Here is a 23,509-nt window from a genome sequence, read left to right as displayed (position 1 = left end):
GCGCTGACCCGCTTGCTTGAGCGCGGGCTCGAAGGACATTCGAATCATGTCAGTTGCAGGAGGGCGGCTCCCCGGACGCAGGCGGGCTGTGCCGTTCCAAGGCCACCGAAGTGACGTCCTGCGCATCAGCCTCCTCGCCGGCGGGCCGCTCTCGTCGCTGCTCTACGTGGTGTTCACCGACGGCATCGCGGCGTCCCAGTGGGCCGGCTACCGCCGCACCGAACAGATGGTGAGCGAACTGTTCGCCGTCGGCTCCCCTGGTTACAGCGTCACTGCCCCATTCACCTGGCTCTACACGGTCCTGTTCACGGCCTTCGGGATCGGCGCCTGGATCTCCGTCCGCGGCAACCGCGCACTGCGGATCGGCGCCGGGCTGCTCACCGCGTACGGGCTGTGGAACATTCTGGGTGCAATCTTCCCGCTGCGGCTCGGCGACGAGTCCTCCATTCCCCCGCACATCATTGTCACCAACATCCAGCTCGCCCTCATGGTCGCGGCCATGTGCTTCGTCGCCGCAGGTTTCCACGGCTGGATGCGGATCTACTCCATCGTCTCGTTGGTGGCCGCCGCGGCCACCGGCATCATCGCGTTCATGGCAGCCCCGGGACCCAACATGGTGCTGGGGATCAGCGAACGGATCAGCATCGGGCGTTCCTGCTGTGGGCTGCCGTCCTGGCGGTGGTGCTGTGGAAGCAGCCACGGCCAGTGCAGGCCGCAGACACCGGGGCCGAGAAGTCCTGACCGGCCAAACATCGCCTGTTTTTAGGCTGCGGAAAGCAGGCAAAAATCATTTCCCTCATTGGACAAAAAACTCTCAATTTCCCACTATCCTCGTTAATTCAGACTCGTCGAGGGGGAGGACATTCTGGTGTGTGACAACGCATTCAGGGAAAACAGTGGCTGCGGCAGCCTGGTGAAGCCATAGGACCACCAATGATCGAGCTGACAGTGGAATTGGCACAAAAGCTGGACAGGGCTGCCCAAATCCTCGGCGGGCTGAGCCGGGTGGCTTCCAGGGACTGCACCTGGATCCGGAGCAGCTCCGATCTGCATGCAGAAATACTCAGGCTGCAGAGTGATTTGAGGGAGGCCGCCGCGAAGGTGACCGGCAGCAGCGATGTAAGCCTCCACTTATCGCAGGCCCGCGCGGTGGGGACGGAACTGGGCACGCTGTTCCAGCCGGAAGGTACTCAGGATCCGGCCACCGGACCATTCAGCGATCAGTAATACGTTGGCGGCAGCAGGATCATGGCGAGAACAAGGAATCCCAGAATCATTGCGACGATATTCGTGACGGACCGTTCGGCGTAGTGAAGCAGCCCGATCAGGCCCAGTACCATCGCCACAGCCGCTGTGGCTCCCCATGCGTGGCCGTAGGGAAGCACGAAGTCAGCAATCCCCCGCCCGGGCTCATAGGCCATACCGATTGCTGTGGCGGCCAGGAGTTCGACGAGAAGGAGACCGCCGAACAGAACAGCCCAGCGTCCTATCCCTGTGTGCGGTTTGATCGCAGTTGCCATGTCAGTTCCTAGTGTCCTTCGAAGACGAATTCGGCGAGGAGCCAATAGAACGCCCCGGTTGTCATCAGTGCGGTCACCGTGAGGACCAGGACCGAGCGCTCGCGGTAGTACAGGACGGCAACCAGGCCCGAGGCGGCGGCCGGAGCCCACAGGACAAGGGTCAAGTCCGTCACCGTTCGGACCAGCACCGGGTCCGCGGCAACCGGCAGGAACAACGAAAGACCCAGCGAAGCAAAGGCAGCCACTGACAGGCAAAGCAACCAGATGCCCGACGCCGTCGTCGGCATGACCTTCATCCGCTGCTCAAGGACCTGCGAGACGGCCAACGAACCTGCCAAGGCGGACGCGACCGCCGTGGCCCCGCCGAGGAGAAACAGGGTGAAATTCTCCACAGCCGGTCCTGTCGCCGTCACCAGGACGGCAGTGAAAGCCAGCGCAAAAGCAACGCGCCCCAAGCCTGTGGCAAGCGCGTCTTCCAGCAGCTGTTTCCTGGAACGTATGGCAGCCAACGATCCGAGGACTATGGCGGCAGTGAGACTGACCGAGGCAATCGGTCCGGTCACTTTGTCAAGATCGGCGAATCGCCCGTCTGCCTCGGACCGGAAGAGCGGGGTTAGGTCAAGTAGGAGCCAAAACAGAACGAGGGACGCAACGGCCCAGCGCGCCAACGATGACCGGGGGAAAAATCGCCCTGTCCTCGAAGGCGCAGGAATTTGCACTGACGAAGTCATGGGAGGAGTATGTCCGATTCGTCCCACTCGGTACAGGGGGAAAAGTACTCGACTTTACTAAAGGATCATCCGGCCGGACTGGCCGGTACTCACGGCCCCGCCTGCGAATTCAGGAAATGGCATGCCCGCCGTAGCCCTGCGTTCCGCTCAGTGCCACAATATTGCACATCCCGTTCACCCCGGATGCTGGATAGCCGGCAGCAGGGAGGCGAAGCCATGACGTTCATCAAAGGCCTGGGCGACGTGCAGCGGAGCGACATCGCCGCCGCAGGCGGCAAGGCGGTGGGCCTGGGCGGCCTCATCCAGGCCGGGCTTCCCGTCCCGCCAGGGTTCGTCCTCACCACGGACGCCTACTCGGCGTTCGTCAGCGAGAACAACCTGGGGCAGGCCATCCAGGAACTGGCCGCCCTCCCGTCCGATGCAGCGCCGGAGGACTATGAGCACGCCTCCGCCCTGATCCGGACCCTGTTCACCAAAGGCGTCATGCCCTCGGCCATCGAAGCCGAACTGAAGGACGCCTACCAGCTCCTCGGCGGTGGTGACACACCTGTGTCCGTCCGCTCCTCCGCCACCGCCGAGGACCTCGCCTCCGCCAGCTTCGCCGGCCAGCAGGAAACCTACCTGAACGTCCGGGGCCTCGAAGCGCTGAGCACAGCCGCCATCAACTGCTGGGCGTCGCTCTGGACGGCGCGCGCCATGTCCTACCGCGCCCGCGAAGGCGTGCTGCCGGACCAGGTGCGTCTCGCCGTCGTCGTCCAGCAAATGGTGGAGGCCGAGGCAGCCGGGGTGATGTTCACCGCCAACCCCGCCAACGGCCGGCGCGACCAGACGGTGATCAGCGCCGCGTGGGGCCTGGGCGAGGCCGTGGTCAGCGGGGCCGTCACCACCGATGACCTGACCGTGGACACCACCACCGGCACAGTCCTCTCCCGGCAGACGGCAGACAAGGAACTCATGACCGTCCCCACCGCAGACGGAACGTCCGAGCAAAAGGTGGCGGAAGCCCGCCGTCGTGCCCCTGTCCTGGACGATGCCGCGGCGGCCGAGCTTGCCGGCTACGGGAAAAGGATCACTGACCACTTTGGCGCGCCGCAGGACATCGAATGGGCGCGGGCCGACGGCCAGTTCTTCCTGCTCCAGTCGCGGCCCATCAGCGCGCTGCCCGAACCCGCCGCGGACGTCCCCACGGAATGGCCCGTCCCCTACCCGAAGGGCCTCTACTTCCGGGCGAGCATCGTGGAGCAGATGCCGGAACCGCTCTCCCCGCTCTTCGCCGACCTCATCGACGGCTCGGTGTCCCGCTCCATCTCGGCCCTGATGAACGACGCGCTGGGCCAGCACTCCCTGCGCGAGGGCGACGTCCGCTTCCCCACCGTCAACGGCTACGCCTATTACTACTACCGCACCTGGCCCATGCTGCGGATGACGGCCCGCACCGTCCCTGCGATGCGCGCGCTGTTCGGCGGAGACGCGCACATGGGCATCAGCGGCTGGCGCGACTATTCACATCCGCGCTACGAACTGATCATCAAGGACTGGTCCGCGAAACCGCCGGCCGAGCTTCCCGGCGCGCAGCTGCTGGCTGGCGTACAGGCACTCCTGGATGCCGGCACCGTGTACTACACGGCCGTCCAGTCCGTCATTCCGATGGCCGACATGAGCGAACTCGCCTTCCGGGGCTTCTACAGGACGGTCCGGCGCGACGGCGATCCGCCGGCCCAGGAGTTCCTGCTCGGCTTCGACAGCGAGCCAATCCGGGCGGAAAAGTCGCTGTACGACCTTGCGGGGTGGGCGCGGAACGATCCTGCGCTGGTGAAGGCTCTGCTGGAAAGTACGACGGCGGAACTCGCCGAGTGCCTGCGCACCGGTTCGGCACCGGCCGGCGTGGACGGTGCCATATGGCAGGAATGGCGGTTCACCTTCCAGGAACATCTGGCCCTGTACGGGCACGCGGTCTACAACCTGGATTTCGCCAGCCCGGTGCCGGCGGACGACCCCACGGCGCAACTGGAGACGGTGAAGTTCTACCTCCGCGGGCAGGGCACCGACCCGCATGAGCGGCAGCGGCTGCTGACCGAGCGCCGGGAGGCACTGACACGGGAGGTGGCCGGCAGGCTGGGGCCGCGGCGGCGCGCGGCGTTCTTCCGTCTGCTGAAGTGGGCGCAGGAGACGGCGCCGGCCCGCGAGGACGCGCTGGCCGACGTCGGGCTGGCCTGGCCGCTGCTGCGGCGGATGCTGCTGGAGCTGGGCCGCCGGCTGGTGGCCTCCGGTGTGATCGCTGCCGCGGACGACGTGTTCTGGCTGCGGTTCCCGGAGCTGCAGAGCGCGGTGGAGTTCGGGCTGGCAGAGGCGGAGGCCGGCGTGGCCCTTGCCGGAGCATCCCGTCCCGTCCGTGCCGCCGCCGTCGAGGAACGCCGGATGCTGTGGCGGGGCCAGGCGAAGGCTTCCGCCCCGCAGATGCTCCCGCAGAAGGCGTGGATGGAGAAGGCATTCGGCTCGATGATGCCCGGAGGCCCCCAGCAGCAGGCCGGCGACGCGATCAAGGGGACCGGCGCGAGTTCCGGCAGGGTGACGGCGCCCGCCCGGGTCCTGAGGGGTCCGGAGGACTTCGGCCGGATGCGGCCCGGCGAGGTGCTGGTGGCCCGCATGACCACTCCCGCGTGGACACCGTTGTTCGCCATGGCCTCCGGCGTGGTGACCGATGTGGGCGGTCCGCTGAGCCACAGTTCCATCGTGGCCCGCGAGTACGGCATCCCCGCCGTCCTGGGAACGGGCGTGGCCACGCAGCGGCTGGCCGACGGCCCCAAGGTGACCGTCGACGGCGACGCGGGGACGGTCACCGTTGTCAAAAGCTGACGGCACAACCTCCCGCTGAATCCTGCGCCAGTGGGTTTAGTCCCAACCGGCAGCTCGCCGAACAGCCACCGCAAGCTCAACAGGTGGAACGTCTGACGAATCCAGTACCAGGTCATCAATGTCTGCAGCCTCAAGAACGTCCGAAAGAGTGCCTACCCGATCCAGATGCCACACCAGTCCTTCAGGATCCTCCCGATGGCGGAAGTGCAGACGTGACTGAAGGACATCGGAACGAGCTACGAGACGGCAGACAAACAATCCATCAGAACCCAGCGCATCGATGTAGCGAGGTAATTCGGCTTTTTCCTCTATGACTCCTGCGATGATGAACCGTTTTGCGCCCGCAGCCCGGTAGTTTCGCGCGAGGCTTTTGAGATTGAGCAGCTCGAGTTCGTGGTTGAACCGATCCGAACTTGGCGCCGGCCTTAGCTTTCTAATTGAGTCGAGATCGATGACGGCGTGGCTACCGCGTTCAGCCGCGCTGAGCGCATCTGCCAGGGTCGACTTTCCGACGCCGACTGTTCCATTCACGAAGATCGAATCCATAGACCCGATCCTCTCAGGAAGCACAGTGGACTCGTTTGGCCAGGGTTCTTTGGAGGATCTGCAGTCCGGCGTTCAAGAGCCCGCTTGGCCATGGGCTTACGAGGGTGGAGGCCCTTCCGGCGACACCACGAGGCGCTGTTTGTAGGATCAACTGATGGTGACTGCGGTGCAGGTTGAAGCGTGGTGCCTGCGTGCATTGGGATCTGGCACGCTCGCAGAGGTGGACTCCGAGGCCGGCGGCCAGATGTCGCAACTGTTCCGTTTCGATTCCGATGAGCGAGGCCCCTGCGCGGTCAAGGTCCGGCCGGAAGGGTGGGAAAGAGTCAGCAGATGCCTTCAACTGCAGGCGATCGCCGCCGATGCGGGGTTTCCTTGTGCCCGTCCCATGACGGACGCGGCCCGGCTCGGCCCCGGGATGGTCGTTAGCGCAGAGTCTTGGCGCTCCGGCGGTGAGATGCACGTGGATGGAGACGTCCGGTTCGCTGATCGCTCGGCATCCCTCTTGGCCGACCTTGCAGCGATCCTCGAAGTGGAGTCCCCGAGGGGCCTGGGCGCGCCGCCGCCATGGATGTACTGGAATCCCCCGACACGCAGCTTGTGGCCGCCAAACCCGATCGCGGACGCGATGGACCAGGACCGGGTACCTGCGCACGTGAACGCGATTGCCCGTGCTGCGTCCAAGCGACTCGCCGCAACGTCTCTTCCTTTGGTCGTCGGCCACGGAGACTGGGAGAGCCAGAATCTTCGATGGAAGGATGCCAGCCCCTGGGCCGTACACGACTGGGACAGCCTCGTGGCACTACCGGCTGCAGCTATCGTCGGAGCAGCATCAGGGGCATTCACAAGCACCGCCGTCCCGACGCTTGCGTCCCTGGAAGCATCGGAGGAATTCATCGACTGCTATGAACGCACGAGAGGCAAAGTATTCACCTCAGAGGAGCGCGAAATCGCCTGGGCTGCCAGCCTCTGGCCGGCGCTGCACAACGCCAGAGGTGAAAGCCTCTTTCAATCGCCACCCACTGCACTGCAGGCACTCACCAGCCAAGCACCTGAAAGGCTTCGCCGCGCTGGTATCCGCTGAATGATCTTGAGCGGGGCCGCTAAAGGTCTTGGCGGCCACTGTGACAAGGGGCTGCCACCCTAGGACCAAATGGTTACAGCTCGAATCCGCTTCGCGACGCCAAATGATTCCACTTGGCCCTTGACTGCGGTGGGCCGCAAGGGCCTTCCGCCGGTGGGGGATCCCAGGGGATTGGGTCCAAGACTTTTTCGGCCACTACCATCTGGGAGGCTTCGTCGTACACGGACAAGCGCACGGCGCGGACTCCAATCCACAGGGATACGGCGCTGTCCTCCGCGACGCTATAGCGCTGTCCGGCACGGTAATCTGTGCAGGCGTCTTGGTCAGTCCGGTCTAAGCAAGCACGGCTTTGCGTGCATGATATTCGGATGAACAAGAACCGGCTTGAAGCTTTCAGCGACGGCGTACTGGCCATCATCATCACCATCATGGTGCTCGAACTGCACACCCCGGAGGAACCAACATGGGCCGGGGTCGCCGCCATCCTGCCGACGCTGTTCACCTACCTCCTGAGCTTCGTGTACGTGGGGATCTACTGGAACAACCACCACCACATGATCCACCTCGCCAGCCGGGTGAACGGCGCCATCCTCTGGGCCAACTTGCACCTGCTGTTCTGGCTGTCGCTGTTCCCGTTCACCACGCGGTGGATGGATGAGTCCGGCTTCCTGCAGGTCCCCGTGCTGCTGTACGGGATCAACCTGCTGTGCGCCGCGATCGCCTACTTCATCCTGGAACGGCGGCTCATTGCCGTGCAGGGTAGGGACGGCGCCCTCGCGCGGGCGGTCGGGAAGGACTGGAAGGGCAAGGCCTCGCCGCTGATCTACCTCACCGGCATCGCCCTCACCTTCGTTCAGCCGTTGCTGGGCGTCGCCGCCTTCACCGTCGTCGCGCTCATCTGGCTGGTGCCGGACCGGCGGGTGGAACAGTTCGTCGTCAAGGCGCACGAGGACACCGCCGGCCAGGGCCACAGCAACTGAAGGTCATAAGCAAGGGGCCGGCGCGAGAGGGCTGCAGCGCCCCGACGCAGGCGAGGCGCTGACTGGTTTTCAGGCCGCGGCGTTGCGGGTGAAATAGTTGTGCACGTCGCAGAAGGTCATCTTCGGTGGTGCCGCGAATCCCAGTTCCATGCTCAGCGGACCCATCGTGTCGCGGGCGAAGGCATCGAACTGCTCGCGGCTTTCCCAGACATCCGTGACCTGGAAGCCGTTATCGGTTGCTGTGGCCCAGTGGGAAATTGATCCCTCCGGACCAGGCCCTCCCGGGGTCAGCCCCATTCTCCTGTTGATCTCGTCATATTGTTCGAGCGTTGAACCATCGAACTCCATGATGATTGCTACCGCCATGATCGCTCCCCTTTTCTCATCGTTGTCCGATTCCCGCGAAAAATGATTTGGCCGGCCTGCGGGCAGTCAAGACCAGAAATCAGACACGAGGGTTGTTTCCTCCTGCATTTCGGTGCCCTCCGTGACTTTGCCGTCGGCGATGCTGAACACGATGACCTGCCGCATATCCATGGTCTTGCCGTCTCGCTCCGCGTGTGAGAACTGGACGCCAACCGTATATCTGTCCCCCGCCGCCACGTCCTCCACCGTGACCCTCATCGAACCGTTGGACCGCGCATAGAGTTCGCCGAAGTAGGCCAGGATCGCGTCCCGGCCCTTCTTGTCGCCGGACAACGGACCTGTGCCGCCGACATGCCAGACGGCGTCTTCAACGAACAGGTCCCGGAGCGTATCCATGTCGCCTGCGCTGAACGCTTCATAGCCCCGCCGCACCAGTGTGGCGTTTTCCTGTGGTCCCATTTCGGGCACCTCCATCCTCCTCGCCGGATCCTTGCGAGGACAGATTAGGCCCGGGCTGGGGACCGGTCGAGGGGAACAGCACCCCACATTGCCCCCTCTTTTCTGCGGCGCTGTACCTAGCAACCGGGGCGGGGTTGCTGGAAATGAAAGCGCGCGCTCATAGGGGACTTTCCGCCCTTTTCCGGGCCCACACCGCACAGGTATCTTGACGCGATGAGCGACCGCGAGGACTTTCTTCAGTGGGTCAGGACGACGCTGCACGACGCGGAAGTCGCCCTGCACAACGGAGACGCGAATCCGCGCCGTGCCCTCTGGTCCCACACCGAGCCCGTCAGCATCCTCGGGGCACTGCGCAACGCCTACCGGCTGGACGAAGTGGAGCAAAGCTTCAGGTTCCTGGAGAACAGCTTCTCCAACTGCTCGTCGTGGGAGCTGGAGCTTCAGGCGTGCGACGTTTCCGGGGACATGGCCTATACCGCAGGCATCGAGCGCATCTCCTTCCACAGGGACGGCAAGCCCACCAACCTCACGCTCCGGGCCACTCAGGTCTACCGGCGCGAGGATGGCCAGTGGAAGGTGGCCCACCGGCACGCCGATGCAGTGCCCCAGCAATAGCCAAGCGCTGCACATTCCCGCTCAGCCTGAGCAGCGCGGCTGCATCTCTGGGCTACTCCCCCATGCCTGGATGCACCGGCACGAAGTCCACCCTGTTGCCGGAGTTGGTCCGCTTTGCCGGAGCCCGGTTGAACCCTTTCGCGTCGAGCCCGTTCTTGGCCCGGAACTCGGCGAGCGCAGCGTCGTAGGCGATGTTGAGGGTCTGGCCCGAGAACTCGCCGGTGGTGCCGTCATTAAAGGCAATCCTGATTCGGACGCTGGCCGGGTAGTGCCGGTTCATGCGGACAAAGCCGTCGGCGTCCTGCTGGAGAGTTATCAAGGGAGTCCTGCTTTCGTTGGTGGGAGCAGACTCAAGTTTGCCGCAACTGCCTTGAAAACCCTTTGGCTGCCATAGCCATACTGGACGATGGGGATGACACGGCGTGGAACATGGCTGCGGTACGCACTGCTCTCGGCCCTGCTGATCGGGATCCACTTGGTCATCGCGTGGTACTTTTCCGAGGGCGTTTACCAAGGCGGAGCGAACGTCCCGCTCCTTAGATTCCCGGAGGAAGTCGACGTCATCTTCGTCCTGACGTTCACTCCAACTTTTATCGGGCTGAAGTTCCTGGCTTACGACTCCGCAGTGTACGTCCCGTTAACCTCCCCTCCAACTCGCCCCACCCATTGCGCAACCTGCCCTCCCTAGCGTGGACTGGTCACTCGCCGGCCACCCGCCGGGCCCGCCACCCCAGGAGGAACCACCATGCGCCACGTCCTGACTGCCGCGGCAGCCGCCGCCCTCATCGCTTCCATGGCGGGCCCCGCCGTGGCCGCCGAAGGCAGCCCGGCCGGCACGCCGTCGTCCAACGCTGCCGGAACCGCCACCTCGGCGATCAAAACCAACGAGCGCAACGGCTCCTTCGATCTGCAGAGCCACCGTGGCGGCCGCGGCCAGTGGACCGAGGAGTCCCTGGCCGCGTTCGGGAACTCCCTTGCCCTGGGCGTGACGACGCTGGAGCTGGACACGCACCTGACCCAGGACGGCAAGGTGGTGGTCTGGCACGACGACACCATCCAGGCCAACAAGTGCATCGACACCGCCCCTGCCACCGCCGGCGACCCCGAGTTCCCCTACGTGGGCCGCCGCGTGGCCGACCTGTCCCTGGCCCAGCTGAAGACGCTGGACTGCGGCTACAAGCAGCTGCCCGGGTTCCCGGAGCAGGACGTGATAGAGGGCAACCGGATCGCCGAGCTCGAGGACGTCTACCAGCTGGCCCGCGACCGCAAGGCTGACAAGGTCCGGTTCAACGTCGAAACCAAGGTCAACGACAGCGAGATCGGCGGCGCCGGCATGGAGTCGCTCACCCGCGCCGTGGTGGCGGAGATCGAAGCATCCGGCATGGCGGACCGCACCACCCTTCAGTCCTTCGACTGGTCCTCGCTGAACCTCACCAAGCAGATCGCGCCGGAGCTGACGCTCGTTGCGCTGTCCAGCGGCGACGCCTGGATGGGCGTGGGCAAGCCGGGTGCCAGCCCCAACCTGGGCGGCATCGACATCGACGACTACGACGGTTCCCTTCCCAAGGCGGCAGCCGCGCAGGGGTACGACGTCGTCTCCCCCACGTTCAGTTCGGTCACCCCCACGATGATCGCCGAAGCCCACGAACTGGGCCTGGCCGTCATCCCCTGGACCGTGAACACCACCGCGGACATGGCCCGGCTGATGGACATGGGCGTGGACGGCATCATCACCGACTACCCCACGCGCCTGCGCATTCTCATGGAGGAGCGCGGCCTGAAGCTGCCGAAGGCGTACCAGGGCTGACACCCTTCGACCTTTAAGGCACACAGCCGACGGCGGCACCCAAGCTGGGTGCCGCCGTCGGCCGTTGCGCACACCGGACGGTAGGGGTAACCAGGCCGCTTATCCCTCGCAGGCCACCCCGTCGCCGTCGCCGTCCAGCCCCGAGCGGTACCCCGGGGAACCCGCGTAGAGCGGGGCTGCTCCCGCTGCCACCGCCTCGGCACAGTTGGCGTAGTAGACGGTGGTGGACGCAGAGGCAGGCGCGACGGTGGTCGGTGCCGGCTGGCCGGGGCAGCCGGCCAGGATGCCGGCTATTGCGTCATGCTCGGCCTGCGTCACCCACAGGCTGTAACGCGCTTTCACGGAAACCTGCCGCGCCACGTACTCGCACCGGAAGGCCTTGGCGGGCGGCAGCCAGGTGGCGGCGTCGCCGTCGCCCTTTTGCTGGTTGGTGGACCCGTCCGTTGCCTGCAGGTTCAGCGGGTCGTTCGCAAACGCCGTCCGCTGCTCCGTGGTCAGCTGCTGGGCGCCCTTCTGCCAGGCGTCGCTGAGGGCCACCACGTGGTCGATCTGCACAGCGCTGCTGGTGGTGGTGCCACGGACGAAGTTGATGACGGTGCCCGTGTAGGGATCCGCGAGCACCCCGGTCTTGACCGTGCAGGGGACGCTGTTGACGTAGGTGATGTCGGTAAGGTCCCGGTTGAGGATGTCGTTCCGGGTGTCGCAGCCGTTTTGGTCCACGTCCGCCCATGTGGGCCCGAACAGCGACCGCTCATACCCCGTCTTGGGCGCGCGGCCCTTCACGGGGAGGGTTTCCAACAGGTCCGCGGCCTGGACTGTTGCGGCGGTGGCGCTGTCCGCGGCAACCGCCGGCAGGTTTGCTCCGAAGAGGGCCAGCAACGCGGAAAGGACGACGGCGGCGCTCCAGCGGGTTCCGGACGCAGGCGCGGTGGTGGGCAAGGACGCGTGGCTGGACATGCAGTTCCCCCGGATTGTGCACGAAAAGTTTGGTGCGTCAGCCCCCATTACGCTGACGCCACGAAAGAGCCTAGAGGCCAGAATCCGCTGAGATTGACGGTTTCAGCGCAACTGGGGCAATCCTTCCCGACTCCTGCGCTTAAGCTGCGACGGCGGCACCCAACCCGGGTGCCGCCGTCGTCCGTCCTGCATAGGTAGAGCCAGCCAGTGGCTACCGCGGCGTGCCCGCCGTGGAGTCAGTATCCTCCTGGGTCACCTCAGGGTGGACGGCTCCGCCGCCGCCCAGCCCGCCGCGGGTCTTGGCCAGGCTGGCCACCGTGGCCACCAGGATGGTTGCGCCGATGAAGAGCAGCGAGAGCCAGATGGGGATCTCCGGCACCCACAGGAGCGGCTGGCCGCCGTTGATGAACGGGAGCTCGTTGACGTGCAGGGCGTGGAAGAGCAGCTTCACGCCGATGAACGCGAGGATCACGGCCAGGCCCTGGGCCAGGTACACCAGGCGTTCCAGCAGTCCGCCGATGAGGAAGAACAGCTGGCGCAGGCCCATCAGGGCGAACGCGTTGGCGGTGAAGACGATGTAGGCCTCGCTGGTGAGGCCGTAGATCGCGGGGATCGAGTCGACGGCGAAGATCAGGTCCACGAACCCGATGGCGATGATAGTGAGCATCATCGGCGTCACGAAGCGCTTGCCGTCCAGCTTCACGGTGAGCCGGTCCCGGTGGTAGTCCGGAGTGACAGGGAGGACGCGGCGGACCAGCTGCATGAATTTGCCGTCGGCCGGGTTGGCGTCGTGGCCGCCGAAGGCCTGCTTGTAGGCGAGGAAGAGCAGCAGGGCGCCGAAGATGTAGAACACCCAGGAGAAGTTTTCGATCAGCGTGGCCCCGATGGCGATGAACCCGCCGCGCAGGACCAAGGCGATGATGATGCCCACCATCAGCACTTTTTGCTGGTACTTCTTGGGAACGGCGAACCCTGTCATCACGATGAGGAAGACGAAGAGGTTGTCGACCGACAGTGCTTTCTCGGTGAGGTAGCCGGCGAAGTACTCGCCGCCGAAGGTCCAGCCCGAGACCACGCCGATGCCGACGCCGAACAAAAGGGCGAGTCCGATGTAGAACGCGGACCAGCGGGCGGATTCGCCGATGGACGGCTCATGCGGCTTGCGGACGTGGGCGAAGAACTCGTAAACGAAGAACAGAATGGTCACTGCGAGGGTGATGATCCAGACCAGGGGTGTTACCTGCATGTGGGTACTCCAAGGGTAGGCGCTGACATTGACGCCAAGGTCTCCTCCGCCCGGTGAAAACCGGAGCCGGTGGCCCGGGATGCATCGCTGCATCCGTATTGACGGGCCGACCACAGACGGGAGTACTCCCCTTGATGGGTTAAATCGTACCTGAACAACGGGCGACGGCGGCACCCGGTTCCGGAGGCCGCCGTCGTCAATCCCTGTTTGGGAAAGCCCTACTTCAGTTTTGGTACCAGCACAGGGGTGTTCTTCTTGTAGGCCTCGTAGTCGGCCTGGCCGCCCCACTTCTTGTCCGCCTTTTTCTCAAGGGGCGGCACGCCGCTGCCCTTGATCAGGAGCAGGGCCACGAACACCGGGGAAATCAGTGCCGCCCACTGCCAGCCCCGGAGTACAGGCAGCGCGATGATGGCCACGCCCACCCAGAGCGTGATCTCTCCGAAGTAGTTGGGGTGGCGGGACTTTGACCACAGGCCGGTGTTGATGAACCGGCCCTTGTTTGCGGGGTTGTCCTTGAAGCGGGTCTTCTGCACGTCGGCCACGGTCTCGATGCTGATGCCAACCAGCCACACCAGCAGACCCACCCAGAAGAACCCGTCCAGGCCCACTTTCTTGTCCGAAGTGATGGCCACCCAGGCAAGCGCGGCGGTGAGCACCACCCACAGGCCCTGGAGGGTCCAGGTATTCAGGAAGCGGAAGAAGTCCGGCTTGAGCTCATCGAAGCGGTCGTCCTTGCCGTGCTTGCTGATCCGCAGGAACAGGAAGCTTCCCAGCCGCGCGGCCCACAGCACCACCATGGCCGCCAGCAGCAATCCGCGCGCGTCCACCCCCGGGGACGCCAGCACCAGGAACACCGTGATGGAGATGTAGGTGAGGGCGCCGGTGAGGTCGTAGAACTTCTCCGTCTGCGCCTTGAAGGACGGAATGAACACCAGCCACTGGATGACGAACGCGATGGCAACCCCCAGCGCGAAGACGGGCCACCCGGCGATCCTGGCTCCGCCCTGGCTTCCGGCGAGGGCGATGAGCACCGCCAACACCACGGCGATAACGGTACTGATGAGTGCCTTGCGGCTCTTGTCGTTCACGGACAGATTCCTTTCCCCTGGCCGGCCGCGCGCTGCTGCACGGCCGGTCCCAACCGCGCCTGCTAGTCTTTCTTGTATTCAAATGAATTTGATGACTAGAGGACAATAACTACTATAAGGCTGCTGAGGAGGAACCATGGCCCCGCCGCCCTACCACCCCGCCGCGTCCGCGCTCCAGGCTTTGTTCGACCTCGCCAACGAAACCGAGCGGGAAGTGGCCCGCTGCCTACACCTGAACCTCACCGACTACCGCGCACTCTCGGCGCTGGCCCAGTCAGGGGCAGTCACCGTCGGCACCCTTGCCGAAAAGCTGGGCGCCACCGCTGCCACCACCACCGCCATCGTCGGACGGCTGGAAGCGCGCGGTTACGCCGAACGGCTTCGCTCGGAGGAGGACCGGCGGCACGTGCATGTCAGCGCCACCCCCGCGGCCACCAAGGACATCATGGACCTGATGCGCCCCCTCATGGACGCCACCAACCAGCACCTCGAAGCCCTCCCCCGCGCCCGGCAGGACGCCGTCGCAGACTTCCTCAACATCGCACTGAACCTCATGCAGGACCACCTGCACTCCCTTTCCGAGAAGGACACCCCTTGAGAGAGTTCACCTCCCCGCCGCTGGCCGACCTGTCCGGGCACCGGAACGCCACGGACCTGCTGATGCACCGCTTCCGCACCTCCCCGGACAACGTCGCCTTCGAGGTCCGGGCCGGCGGGGCCCCCGTCACCGATCCTTGGCGACAGGTGACCACCCGGCAGTTCCTGGACGAAGTCCGCGCCCTGGCCAAGGGCCTGATCGCCGCCGGCCTGCAGCCCGGCGATTCGATGGCCATCATGTCCCCCACCCGCTATGAATGGGCGGTGGCGGACATGGCAGCGTGGTTCGCCGCCGCCGTCGTGGTTCCCATCTACGAAACCTCCGCCCAGCCGCAGGTGACCGCCGTCCTGGAAGACGCAGCCGTGCGCCTGGCGATCGCCGGCACCGCCGCGCACGCTGCCCTGCTGGAGCAGGGATTCGCCGGGAACGGCGCGGCGAACTTGGGCGTCTGGACCATGGACACGCGCCAGGGCGCGGACCTGGCTGCCCTGGTCCAGGGCGGCGCGGACGTGCCGGACGGCGACGTGGAGGAACGCCGCCTGCTGCACGACCTCGATTCGGTGGCCACCATCGTCTACACCTCCGGCACTACCGCAGCTCCCAAGGGCGCCCTGATCACCCACCGCAACTTTGTCGGCCAGATCCTCAACGTGGGCGCCGCCTACACCAGCGTGGTCCGCGAGGACGGCAATACCATCATCTTCCTGCCCATGGCGCACGTCCTGGCCCGCGGCCTGCAGCTGATCTGCGTGGCCAACGGCATGCGCATCGCGCATCTCTCCGACCCCCGCGACGTGGTGCCCGCCCTCGGCGCGCTCAGGCCCACGTTCCTGGTGGTGGTCCCCCGCGTCCTGCAGAAAATCCAGGCCTCCGCAGCCGCCGCCGCGGCGCAGAAACACCTGGGCCGCGTGTGGGCGTTGGCGCCGCGCACGGCCGTGGAGTGGGGCCGGTTTGCCGAAGCGCACGACGCCGATCCCTCCCTGAGTGCCCCGCGCGGCCTGCGGGTGCGGCGCGCGGTGTTCGACCGGCTTTTCTACGCCCGCCTCCGGGCGCTGGTGGGCGGCCGACTGGACTGCCTGCTCTCCGGCGCCGGCGCCCTGGACGCCGACCTGTCCCTCTTCTTCCGCGGCCTGGGCCTGCCCGTCATCGAAGGCTACGGGCTCACGGAGACCACTGCCCCGCTCACCGGCAACCTGCCCGGCGCCATCCATTCCGGAACGGTCGGCGTGCCGATGCCCGGCACCACCGTGCGGATCTCGGACCAGGGCGAAGTGCTGGCCCGCGGCGTGGGAGTCTTCGCCGGATACCGCCGGGCATCAGACAACGACGGCGCTTTTGTGGACGGCTTCTTCCGCACCGGAGACCTGGGCTCCCTGGACTCCGGCGGCCGGCTCACCCTCAAGGGCCGGATCAAGGACGTGATCGTCACCGCGGGCGGCAAAACCGTGACCCCCTCCATCTGGGAAGGCTACGTGGAGGGCGACCCCCTGGTGGCGCACGCCGTCATGGTGGGCGAGGGCAAACCGTACCTGGGCGGGCTGGTGCTGCTGGACCCGGAGTCCGTGGCGGCCTGGGCCGAGCGGGAGGGCATCGCCGACCTTGCCGGGCTGCGGATCCCCGATGACGGCAGCGCGGTCCAGATCGAGGACGAGCGGCTGCTGGGGGTGGTGGGCAAAGTGGTCACTGCCGCGAACGCCCGCCTGGCCCGGCCGGAACAGGTGCGAAAGTTCGTGCTGCTGCTGGCCGACCTCAACGAGTCCCACGGGCTGGTCACCCCCACCATGAAGCTCAAACGCGCCGTCTTCACAGAACGCGCCCGCCACTTCGTGGAAAACCTCTACACCGACGCAAGGAGCAGAGCACGAGCCCCCGCACCAGGAACTGGCTGACCGCCTACGTAGTCACTGCCTTGATCTTCGCCGTGCTGGACGTGGCGTGGATCCTGCTGGTGGCCAACCCGTTGTACCAGGGCCAGATCGGCGGCCTGCTGGCGCCCAAGGCGAACCTCCTGGGCGCGGTGCTGTTCTATGTCATTTTCGTGGCGGGAATGGTGCACTACGGCGTCCGTCCAAACGCCCAGGACGTCTCCGTGCGGCAGCGGGTCACGGGGGCGGCACTGTTCGGGTTCTTCACCTACGCCACGTGGGCGCTCACCGGGTTTGCCGTGCTGAAGGACTTCACCGCGCTGGTGGCCGTGACGGACATCCTCTGGGGCGCCGCGGCCTGCAGCCTGGTCACGTGGATTACCGCGACGGTCCTCCGCCGGCGGATTGGGGAGACGCAGCCAGCCTGACCGCGGTCACCTTGTACTCCGGGCAGCCGGTGGCCTCATCCCCCACCGGCGAGGTGAGTCCGTTGACCGCGGCGCCGGGGAAGTGGAAACCGGCGAACACCTGGCCCGGTTCGACGTCGTCACTGATCTTCACCTGAAGCACCGCCTCCCCGTGCCTGCTCGCCACCCGGACGGTGTCACCGTCGCCAACGCCCAGCGCCGCGGCGCCGCCCGGCCCGACGTCCACCGTCTCCCGGCCCAGCAGGCGCAGGTTGGCGGTGCGGCGCGTCATGCTCCCCGAGTTGTAATGCTCCGCCCTGCGGCCCGTGATCAGCAGGAACGGGAACTCCCCATCGCACTCCTCGCCGGGCGGAAGATAATGCCTGGCGGCGAGGTGGGCCAGCCCGTCCGGCGTCGCGAAGCGGTCCTCGTAAAGCCGGGGCGTGCCGGGGGAATCCGGGGATCCGCACGGCCAGTGCAGCGGCCCTTCACGGTCCAGCCGGGAGTGCGTGACACCGCCGAACAGGGGCGCCACGGCGGCGCACTCCGCCATGGCATCCGCGGGCGTTTCGCAGCCGAGGCCCGCCCCCATCCGGTCCGCGACGGCGTGCAGCACGGCAAAGTCCGTGCGGACACCTGCAGGGGGTGCAACGGCTTCCCGGACCCGCTGGAAGCGCCGGTCAAAGTTGACGAACGTTCCTTCCTTCTCCAGCCATGCCGCCACAGGGAATACGACGTCGGCGGCCGCGGCGGTATCGGAGAGGAACAGGTCGTTGCAGATCACCAGCGGGCAGGCCTCCAGCGCGGCGCGGACGGCGGTGCTGTCCGGGTCCGTGGTGAGCACGTCCTCGCCAATGATCCAGAGCGCCTGGAGCGCCCCGGACCGGGCGGCGGCAAACATTTGCGGGATCCGAAGCCCGGGCCGGGCAGGCACTTCAGCCCGCCAGACGGCCGCGCACCGGTCCCGCGCGGCAGGGTCACCGACCTTCTGGTACCCGGGCAGCAGGTCCGGCAGGGCCCCCATGTCCGAAGCACCCTGGACGTTGTTCTGTCCCCGTAGCGGGTTCACACCGCCTCCGCCGCCTGGTCCCGCAGCTCCGCGCAGGACTGCCAGGTTGGCCAGCGTACGGACACCATCCGTGCCGTGCAGGTGCTCCGTCACGCCCAGGCCATAGAAGATGGCCGGCGCCGCTGCCTGGCCATACAGCCGGGCCCCCCGCACAAGGTCCTCCACCGGCACCCCGCTGATCGCTGCCACCCGGTCCGGTGGGTAGTCCTCCAGCAGCACCCGCAGTTCCTCATAACCGGTGGCGTGCGCCGCCAGGAACGCGGAATCAACCATCCCCTCCCGCACCAGGACGTGCGCCAGGCCGTTAAACACAGCCACGTTGGTTCCCGGCCGGGGCCGGAGATGGACGTCCGCGTGCCTGGCCAGGTACGTCCGCCGGGGATCCACCACCACCAGGCGCGCTCCGCCCATGACCCGTTGGAAGATGCGTGAGCCCACCACGGGGTGTGCCGCCGTCGGGTTTGCACCCACCAGCAGGATCGCGTCACACGCATCCAGGTCATCAAACGGGTTGGTCCCGCCACCCAGGCCGAAGGCGGCAGCCAGGCCGGTGGCCGAGGGGGCGTGGCAGAGACGGGAACAGTTGTCCACGTTGTTGGTTCCCATGACGGCGCGGGCAAACTTCTGGGCCAGGTAGTTCTCCTCATTCGTGGCCCGTGCCGATGAGATCAGGGCGAATCCGTCCGGGTCTGCGTCCCGGACTGCGGTGAGCCTGCCAGCCACGAACCCGATGGCCTCGTCCCAGGTTGCGGGAGTCAGCGTCCCGTTCCGCCGGATCAGGGGCGTGCTGAGCCGCTCCGCTGAGTTGAGGAACCCGTGGGCAAACCGGCCTTTGACGCAGGCATGTCCCCGGTTGAGGGACCCGTTCATGGCCGGCTTGACGGTCATGATGCTGCTGCCCCGGGTGGCCACCTCCAAAGTGCAACCGACGCCGCAATAGCCGCATGTCGTCGTCGTCCGCTGTTCGCTGGGTGCCTGGTCACTGGGTGCTTGTTCGCTGGGTGCTTGTTCGCTGGTTGTCCGCTGCAGGTCCAGCAGCCCGGGGTCCGAGAGGGCCCCCGTGGGGCAGGTGTCCACGCAGGCGCCGCAGGAGACGCAATCTGATTCCGCCCACGGGCCACCCGTCCCCGGCGCCACCACCGTCCCCGCTCCCCTGCCCACCAGGGTCAGGGCGAACGTGCCCTGGATCTCCGCGCAGGCGCGCACGCACCGCCCGCAGGCAATGCAAAGGTCGCGGTCCAGCTTGACGTACGGGTGGGAGTGGTCGACGCCGCGGACCGGGAGCAGCACGGCGCCCGCCGGGGCGCGCACACCGTGCTCCGCACACTCCCGGGCCAGCTCACTCCGGTCCGCCTCCGGCCCACCTTGGTATGCGTCCAGCGCCCGCGGCGGCAGTCCCGCCACGATGGCTTCGAGTGCCGCCCGCCGGTCCGGCCGGGAGGCTTCCACCGCGATGACAAGCCCGTCTTGGGCAGGTGTGCTGCAGGCTGCCGCGAGGCCGCGGCCGGCCACTTCCACCAGGCACGTCCGGCACGAGGCCACAGTGCTGAGCCGGTCATCGTGGCACAAGGTGGGAATCGCCAGGCCGGCGGCGCGCGCGGCGTCGAGCAGGGTTGCGCCGGCCGGCACGTCCACCGGGTGCCCGTCGACGGAGAGCCTCATGCCGTCCACCCGGAAAGTCCGTAGACACGGGCGAGGCTTCGCACCGCAGCCGGGACGCGGCGTCCGAATGCGCACAGGCTGCCCACTGCCATGGTGCGCAGCACGTGGTTGCGTTGCGCGCCGCCGTCGTCCCCCTGCTGCGGGTCTTCCGGCAGGCCGGCCAGCGCCCGCCCGCGCCACGTGCCCACCCTGCAGGGCGAACACTGCCCGCAGCTCTCCTCCGCGGCGAAGTCCCAGAGGTTCTGCAGCACCTGGGTGCCGGTCAGCCGGTCATCGAAGGCGACGATTCCCGCGTGGCCCAGGGCTGCCCCATGCCGGGACAGGGCGGCTTCGCTCAGCGGGATATCGAGGTCGTCAGGGCCAAGGAAACCGCCCAACGGACCGCCTATCTGCAGCGAGCGCAGGGTGGCGCCGTCACGCAGTCCGCCCCCGAGGTCCTCCACGATCCTCCGGACGGGCGTGCCGATCTCCACCTCATAGGCGCCGGGCCGGAGGAACCGCTCGGACAGGCATGCCAGCACCGTCCCGGACTCGGTTGCAGTTCCCATCTCCGCGTACGCGGGACCGCCTTGCTGCATGATCCACGGGACGGCGCAGAGTGTCTCCACGTTGTTCACCACGGTGGGCCTGCCGTGCAGCCCGTGTTCTGTGGGGAACGGCGGGCGCGGCCGCACCACGCCGCGCAGTCCCTCGAGCCCGTTCAGCAGGGCGGTTTCCTCGCCGGACACGTAGGACCCGGCGCCAACCGCCACCCGAATGTCCAGCCGCGTTCCACTGCCCGCCGCGTCCGGGCCAAGGTGGCCGGCTTCCCGAGCTGCAGCCAGCGCCTCCCGCAGCATGGTCGCGGCACGGGGATACTCGGAGCGGACAAAAACGATTCCGGTGTCCGCGCCGACGGCGAAGCAGGCCAGGGCCAGGCCCTCCAGGACGCGGTGCGGATCCTCTTCCATCAGGAGCCGGTCGGCAAAGGAGCCCGGGTCCCCCTCGTCACCGTTGGCCACCACCACCCGGGGCGCAGGGTGCTCAAGCGCAGCCCGCCATTTCGCGGCGGTACGGAAGCCTGCCCCACCCCGACCCCGCAGTTGCGCCGCTTCCACTTCTGCCAGCACATCCCCGGGGGCTGCGGAGGCTGCGATGGCGGGCCATACCAACCACGGCTGCGCTTCTCCCAGCACCCCGGCCGTCACCACCGGCACCCGGCTGCTGCTCGCCACCGGGATGGGCGGAGCGGTCCGGGGAGCTTGTTGCGTCAGTTGAGCTGCCAGGTCCGGCCCGGCGTGTGCCTCAGTGCCGTCCAGCGCTGCCGGCCCCGAATAGCAGAAGCCCAGGCAGTGCACGGCCTGGAACGAGACGGAGCCATCCCCGGCCCGGCTCCCGGCCTCCACTCCGAGTGCCGCCTCCACGGTGGCCAGGTGCGTCCCGCCGGTTGCCGCGAAGCATGCCGCGGCGGTGCACACCCGCACGTGCCTGTTGCCGTGGGGCACCGCGAAATCGGCGAAGAAGGACGCCGGGCCTTCCACGGCCGCGGCGGGAAGGCCCAGGGTGCGGGCTATCCCGCGGGCGGTCCCCGGGCCACCCTCGGGGCCGAGCCCGGCAGCGTCCGTGCCGGCCATGGATTGCCGCAATGAGTCGGGGACACGGGTGATTTCACGCCCGAAGCGGGCGGCATACCGCCGGAACGGATCGTCCGTGGTCCAATCCCCCGTGCCATCGGGTGGGGAGCCCGGCTGCCGGGGTTCCTGCATGACCCCAACCCTCGTCGCATCGGAGCAGCCCAGGGAAGGGTCCAAAGTCCCCGCCCGCATGTGGAGCGCGGACTGGTGCACCCGGCCCCTGCCGTCGTGCCCGGCGTCACTCCCGAGCACAGACTGGCCCAGTTTTCAGGAGGAAACCGCTGAAATTCAGCGGCCCCACGGACGTTCGTCCCTGAAAACTGGGCCAGTGTGACGCACAAGCAAGCGTAGCGGACTATCCGAAGAGCGCCGCCACCTGGGTCAGTGTCTGGAAGACGCCGTAAGCCAGCGGGATCCCTACCAAAGCCCAGCCCAGGATTAGCCGGCCGGTGGACCGCTTGACCGGCTGGGCGCCGGGGGTGTGTGCAGTGCTGCTCATGTCAGGCCTCCATGGAAGATGTGTGCCGCTCGGGGCGGGGTTCGTGGAATCGGGCATCGACGGGTTTGACCAGCAGGTTGGCAATGAAGCCGATCACCAGCAGCGCCACCATGGTCAGCAGTGCGGGCTGGTAGGACGCGGCGTTCAGCTGGCCCGGCTTGCCCTGCGCGTCGAGGATCGAGTTCACGATCAGCGGCCCGGCGACCCCGGCCGCGGACCATGCGGTGAGCAACCGGCCGTGGATGGCGCCCACCTGATAGGTCCCAAACAGGTCCCTCAGGTAAGCAGGGACTGTGGCGAAACCGCCGCCGTAGAAGGAAATAATGACGAACGCCAGTGCCACGTACAGGAAGGTCGAGGTGGAGCCGGCCAGCGCCAGGATGATGTAGAGCACGGCGCCGACGCCCAGGTACATCATGTAGATCCGCTTGCGTCCGGTGACGTCGGAGGTGGCGGACCAGGCGAAGCGTCCGGTCATGTTGCCGATGGACAGCAGCCCCACGAAGCCGGCCGCGACGCTCGCGGTCACCAGGGACTTGCCGTCGGACTGCCGGAAGAAGTCCTGGATCATGGGCGCTGCCTGCTCCAGGATGCCGATGCCCGCGGTGACGTTGCAGAACAGCGCCACCCACACGAGCCAGAACTGCCGGGTCTTGATGGCGTTCTTCGCGGACACGTTATCCGTGGTCACCAGCTTTGCCGCCTTGACCTTGGCGGGGTCGAACCCGGCGGGCCGCCACCCCTCCGCAGGCACCCGGATGGTGAACGCACCGAAGAGCATGTACACGAGGTAGACGGCGGCGAGGGTCAGGAAGAGCTTGCCCACGGCATCGCCGCTGGCAACCCAGCCCTGCGCACCGGAGTTGGGGTCGTATGCCTTGAGCAGGGCCTGGGATACCGGGCTGGCGATCAGCGCACCGCCGCCGAAGCCCATGATCGCCATGCCGGTGGCCAGGCCGGGCCGGTCCGGGAACCACTTGATCAGCGTGGACACGGGCGAGATGTAGCCGATGCCCAGGCCGATGCCGCCCACCACGCCGTAGCCCAGGTACACCAGCCAGAGCTGGCGGGTGAAGATGCCCAGCGAACCGATCAGGAAGCCGCCCACCCAGAACATGGCGGCGGTGAACATGGCCTTGCGCGGGCCGTTGGTGTCAACCCAGGTGCCCATGATCGCGGCGGAGAGGCCCAGCATCACGATGGCAATGGAGAAGATGACGCCGACCTCGGTGAGGCTGGCGCCGAAGTGCTTGACCAGCGCGGTCTTGTACACGCTGGTGGCGTAGGCCTGCCCGATGCACAGGTGGACGGCGAGCGCGGCGGGCGGCACCAGCCAGCGGTTGAAGCCCGGCGGGGCGATGGAGTGGTCACGGTCCAGGAAGCCCATGGTTTGATTCCCTTTGCTTGTGGAAGACGTCAATGTCTGATCGGGCCAGAGGCCAAGGGCCTTGGTTTGGCCCGGCCCGTTGCCTTCGGCAATCATGATGCAAATCATCAGCAAACGTACTGTTGGCGCGCCGAGCGGCGGGTTTTTTGTGCCGAGC

Annotated in this window: 23 protein-coding genes; 10 read left to right on the top strand and 13 right to left on the bottom strand. The window is 66.8% G+C overall.

Annotated elements, in window-relative coordinates; translation table 11 throughout:
• The first annotated feature begins 46 nt into the window (after positions 1-46).
• Together LFT44_RS04730 and LFT44_RS04725 are read left to right on the top strand one after the other, a co-directional pair.
• On the top strand, positions 47-766 hold the full coding sequence (locus tag LFT44_RS04730; protein WP_236801360.1) for a DUF998 domain-containing protein: 720 nt from the start codon (positions 47-49) through the stop codon (positions 764-766).
• A 167-nt stretch (positions 767-933) separates the two neighbouring features.
• Positions 934-1,227: a hypothetical protein gene (locus tag LFT44_RS04725; RefSeq protein WP_236801359.1), complete on the top strand. Its 294-nt coding sequence runs from the start codon at positions 934-936 to the stop codon at positions 1,225-1,227.
• Here the strand turns inward: LFT44_RS04725 and LFT44_RS04720 are convergent.
• Together LFT44_RS04720 and LFT44_RS04715 are read right to left on the bottom strand one after the other, a co-directional pair.
• Positions 1,221-1,520: a hypothetical protein gene (locus tag LFT44_RS04720; protein WP_236801356.1), complete on the bottom strand. Its 300-nt coding sequence runs from the start codon at positions 1,518-1,520 to the stop codon at positions 1,221-1,223. The two genes, LFT44_RS04725 and LFT44_RS04720, sit on opposite strands and share 7 nt — an antisense overlap.
• 8 nt (positions 1,521-1,528) lie before the next feature.
• Positions 1,529-2,083: a hypothetical protein gene (locus tag LFT44_RS04715; protein ID WP_236801355.1), complete on the bottom strand. Its 555-nt coding sequence runs from the start codon at positions 2,081-2,083 to the stop codon at positions 1,529-1,531.
• 384 nt (positions 2,084-2,467) lie between these two features.
• Between LFT44_RS04715 and LFT44_RS04710 the strand changes: the two genes are divergently transcribed.
• The gene (locus LFT44_RS04710) at positions 2,468-5,107 is read left to right on the top strand and encodes a PEP/pyruvate-binding domain-containing protein (protein WP_236801353.1); all 2,640 of its coding nucleotides are present in this window, start codon (positions 2,468-2,470) and stop codon (positions 5,105-5,107) included.
• A 36-nt stretch (positions 5,108-5,143) separates the two neighbouring features.
• Here LFT44_RS04710 and LFT44_RS04705 read toward each other — a convergent pair whose 3' ends face one another.
• Positions 5,144-5,653: an AAA family ATPase gene (locus LFT44_RS04705; RefSeq protein ID WP_236801352.1), complete on the bottom strand. Its 510-nt coding sequence runs from the start codon at positions 5,651-5,653 to the stop codon at positions 5,144-5,146.
• Positions 5,654-5,807: 154 nt separating this feature from the next.
• On the opposite strand from LFT44_RS04705, the gene LFT44_RS04700 reads away from it, so the two are divergent.
• Together LFT44_RS04700 and LFT44_RS04695 are read left to right on the top strand one after the other, a co-directional pair.
• Positions 5,808-6,734, top strand: coding sequence for a phosphotransferase (locus LFT44_RS04700; RefSeq protein ID WP_236801351.1), 927 nt, complete (start codon positions 5,808-5,810; stop codon positions 6,732-6,734).
• Positions 6,735-7,102: 368 nt separating this feature from the next.
• Entirely contained in the window at positions 7,103-7,714 is a 612-nt protein-coding gene (locus tag LFT44_RS04695) for a TMEM175 family protein (RefSeq protein ID WP_236801350.1), read from the top strand.
• Between the two features lie 69 nt (positions 7,715-7,783).
• On the opposite strand, the gene LFT44_RS04690 is transcribed toward LFT44_RS04695, so the two are convergent.
• Together LFT44_RS04690 and LFT44_RS04685 are read right to left on the bottom strand one after the other, a co-directional pair.
• Positions 7,784-8,080: a hypothetical protein gene (locus LFT44_RS04690; RefSeq protein WP_236801349.1), complete on the bottom strand. Its 297-nt coding sequence runs from the start codon at positions 8,078-8,080 to the stop codon at positions 7,784-7,786.
• 66 nt (positions 8,081-8,146) lie between these two features.
• The gene (locus LFT44_RS04685) at positions 8,147-8,539 is read right to left on the bottom strand and encodes a nuclear transport factor 2 family protein (RefSeq protein WP_236801348.1); all 393 of its coding nucleotides are present in this window, start codon (positions 8,537-8,539) and stop codon (positions 8,147-8,149) included.
• Between the two features lie 213 nt (positions 8,540-8,752).
• On the opposite strand from LFT44_RS04685, the gene LFT44_RS04680 reads away from it, so the two are divergent.
• Positions 8,753-9,154 (top strand): YybH family protein, encoded by a 402-nt coding sequence (locus LFT44_RS04680; protein ID WP_236801346.1) that lies wholly within the window; start codon positions 8,753-8,755, stop codon positions 9,152-9,154.
• A 52-nt stretch (positions 9,155-9,206) separates the two neighbouring features.
• On the opposite strand, the gene LFT44_RS04675 is transcribed toward LFT44_RS04680, so the two are convergent.
• Positions 9,207-9,473 carry a hypothetical protein gene (locus tag LFT44_RS04675; RefSeq protein ID WP_236801344.1) on the bottom strand — a complete coding sequence of 89 codons (267 nt, stop codon included), beginning with the start codon at positions 9,471-9,473 and terminating at the stop codon, positions 9,207-9,209.
• Positions 9,474-9,899: 426 nt separating this feature from the next.
• On the opposite strand from LFT44_RS04675, the gene LFT44_RS04670 reads away from it, so the two are divergent.
• Complete coding sequence (locus LFT44_RS04670; RefSeq protein ID WP_236801343.1) at positions 9,900-10,961, top strand: glycerophosphodiester phosphodiesterase family protein; 1,062 nt, start codon at positions 9,900-9,902, stop codon at positions 10,959-10,961.
• Between the two features lie 99 nt (positions 10,962-11,060).
• Here LFT44_RS04670 and LFT44_RS04665 read toward each other — a convergent pair whose 3' ends face one another.
• The 3 genes from LFT44_RS04665 to LFT44_RS04655 all read right to left on the bottom strand — a co-directional run bounded on the left by LFT44_RS04665 (position 11,061) and on the right by LFT44_RS04655 (position 14,252).
• Complete coding sequence (locus LFT44_RS04665) at positions 11,061-11,918, bottom strand: GmrSD restriction endonuclease domain-containing protein (RefSeq protein ID WP_236801342.1); 858 nt, start codon at positions 11,916-11,918, stop codon at positions 11,061-11,063.
• Positions 11,919-12,129: 211 nt separating this feature from the next.
• Positions 12,130-13,164 carry a TerC family protein gene (locus LFT44_RS04660; RefSeq protein WP_236801341.1) on the bottom strand — a complete coding sequence of 345 codons (1,035 nt, stop codon included), beginning with the start codon at positions 13,162-13,164 and terminating at the stop codon, positions 12,130-12,132.
• A 218-nt stretch (positions 13,165-13,382) separates the two neighbouring features.
• Positions 13,383-14,252, bottom strand: a complete 870-nt coding sequence (locus LFT44_RS04655) for a DUF1295 domain-containing protein (protein WP_236801340.1) — start codon at positions 14,250-14,252, stop codon at positions 13,383-13,385.
• Positions 14,253-14,388: 136 nt separating this feature from the next.
• Between LFT44_RS04655 and LFT44_RS04650 the strand changes: the two genes are divergently transcribed.
• The 3 genes from LFT44_RS04650 to LFT44_RS04640 are packed head-to-tail and all read left to right on the top strand — an operon-like array spanning position 14,389 to position 17,143.
• Positions 14,389-14,850: a MarR family winged helix-turn-helix transcriptional regulator gene (locus LFT44_RS04650; protein WP_236801339.1), complete on the top strand. Its 462-nt coding sequence runs from the start codon at positions 14,389-14,391 to the stop codon at positions 14,848-14,850.
• Entirely contained in the window at positions 14,847-16,739 is a 1,893-nt protein-coding gene (locus LFT44_RS04645) for an AMP-dependent synthetase/ligase (protein WP_236801338.1), read from the top strand. Before LFT44_RS04650 ends, LFT44_RS04645 begins: the two co-directional genes overlap by 4 nt.
• Before the next feature lie 20 nt (positions 16,740-16,759).
• A complete protein-coding gene (locus LFT44_RS04640) occupies positions 16,760-17,143 on the top strand; it encodes a DUF2177 family protein (RefSeq protein ID WP_236801337.1) in 384 nt (127 codons plus the stop codon).
• Here the strand turns inward: LFT44_RS04640 and fdhF are convergent.
• From fdhF to LFT44_RS04620, 4 genes are all read right to left on the bottom strand, one after another.
• Positions 17,094-19,853, bottom strand: a complete 2,760-nt coding sequence (gene fdhF, locus LFT44_RS04635; protein ID WP_236801336.1) for a formate dehydrogenase subunit alpha — start codon at positions 19,851-19,853, stop codon at positions 17,094-17,096. The two genes, LFT44_RS04640 and fdhF, sit on opposite strands and share 50 nt — an antisense overlap.
• Positions 19,850-21,598: an NAD(P)H-dependent oxidoreductase subunit E gene (locus LFT44_RS04630; protein ID WP_236801335.1), complete on the bottom strand. Its 1,749-nt coding sequence runs from the start codon at positions 21,596-21,598 to the stop codon at positions 19,850-19,852. The genes fdhF and LFT44_RS04630 overlap by 4 nt, the downstream gene beginning before the upstream one ends.
• Positions 21,599-21,821: 223 nt before the next feature.
• Positions 21,822-21,965 carry an MFS transporter small subunit gene (locus tag LFT44_RS04625; RefSeq protein WP_236801333.1) on the bottom strand — a complete coding sequence of 48 codons (144 nt, stop codon included), beginning with the start codon at positions 21,963-21,965 and terminating at the stop codon, positions 21,822-21,824.
• 1 nt (position 21,966) lies between these two features.
• Complete coding sequence (locus LFT44_RS04620) at positions 21,967-23,352, bottom strand: OFA family MFS transporter (RefSeq protein ID WP_236801332.1); 1,386 nt, start codon at positions 23,350-23,352, stop codon at positions 21,967-21,969.
• Positions 23,353-23,509: the final 157 nt, after the last annotated feature.

The sequence above is a fragment of the Arthrobacter sp. FW306-05-C genome (assembly GCF_021801725.1).
GTDB lineage: Bacteria > Actinomycetota > Actinomycetes > Actinomycetales > Micrococcaceae > Arthrobacter.
Note: the sequence above shows the minus strand (reverse complement) of the source record. Positions and strands in the feature narration are given on the sequence as shown.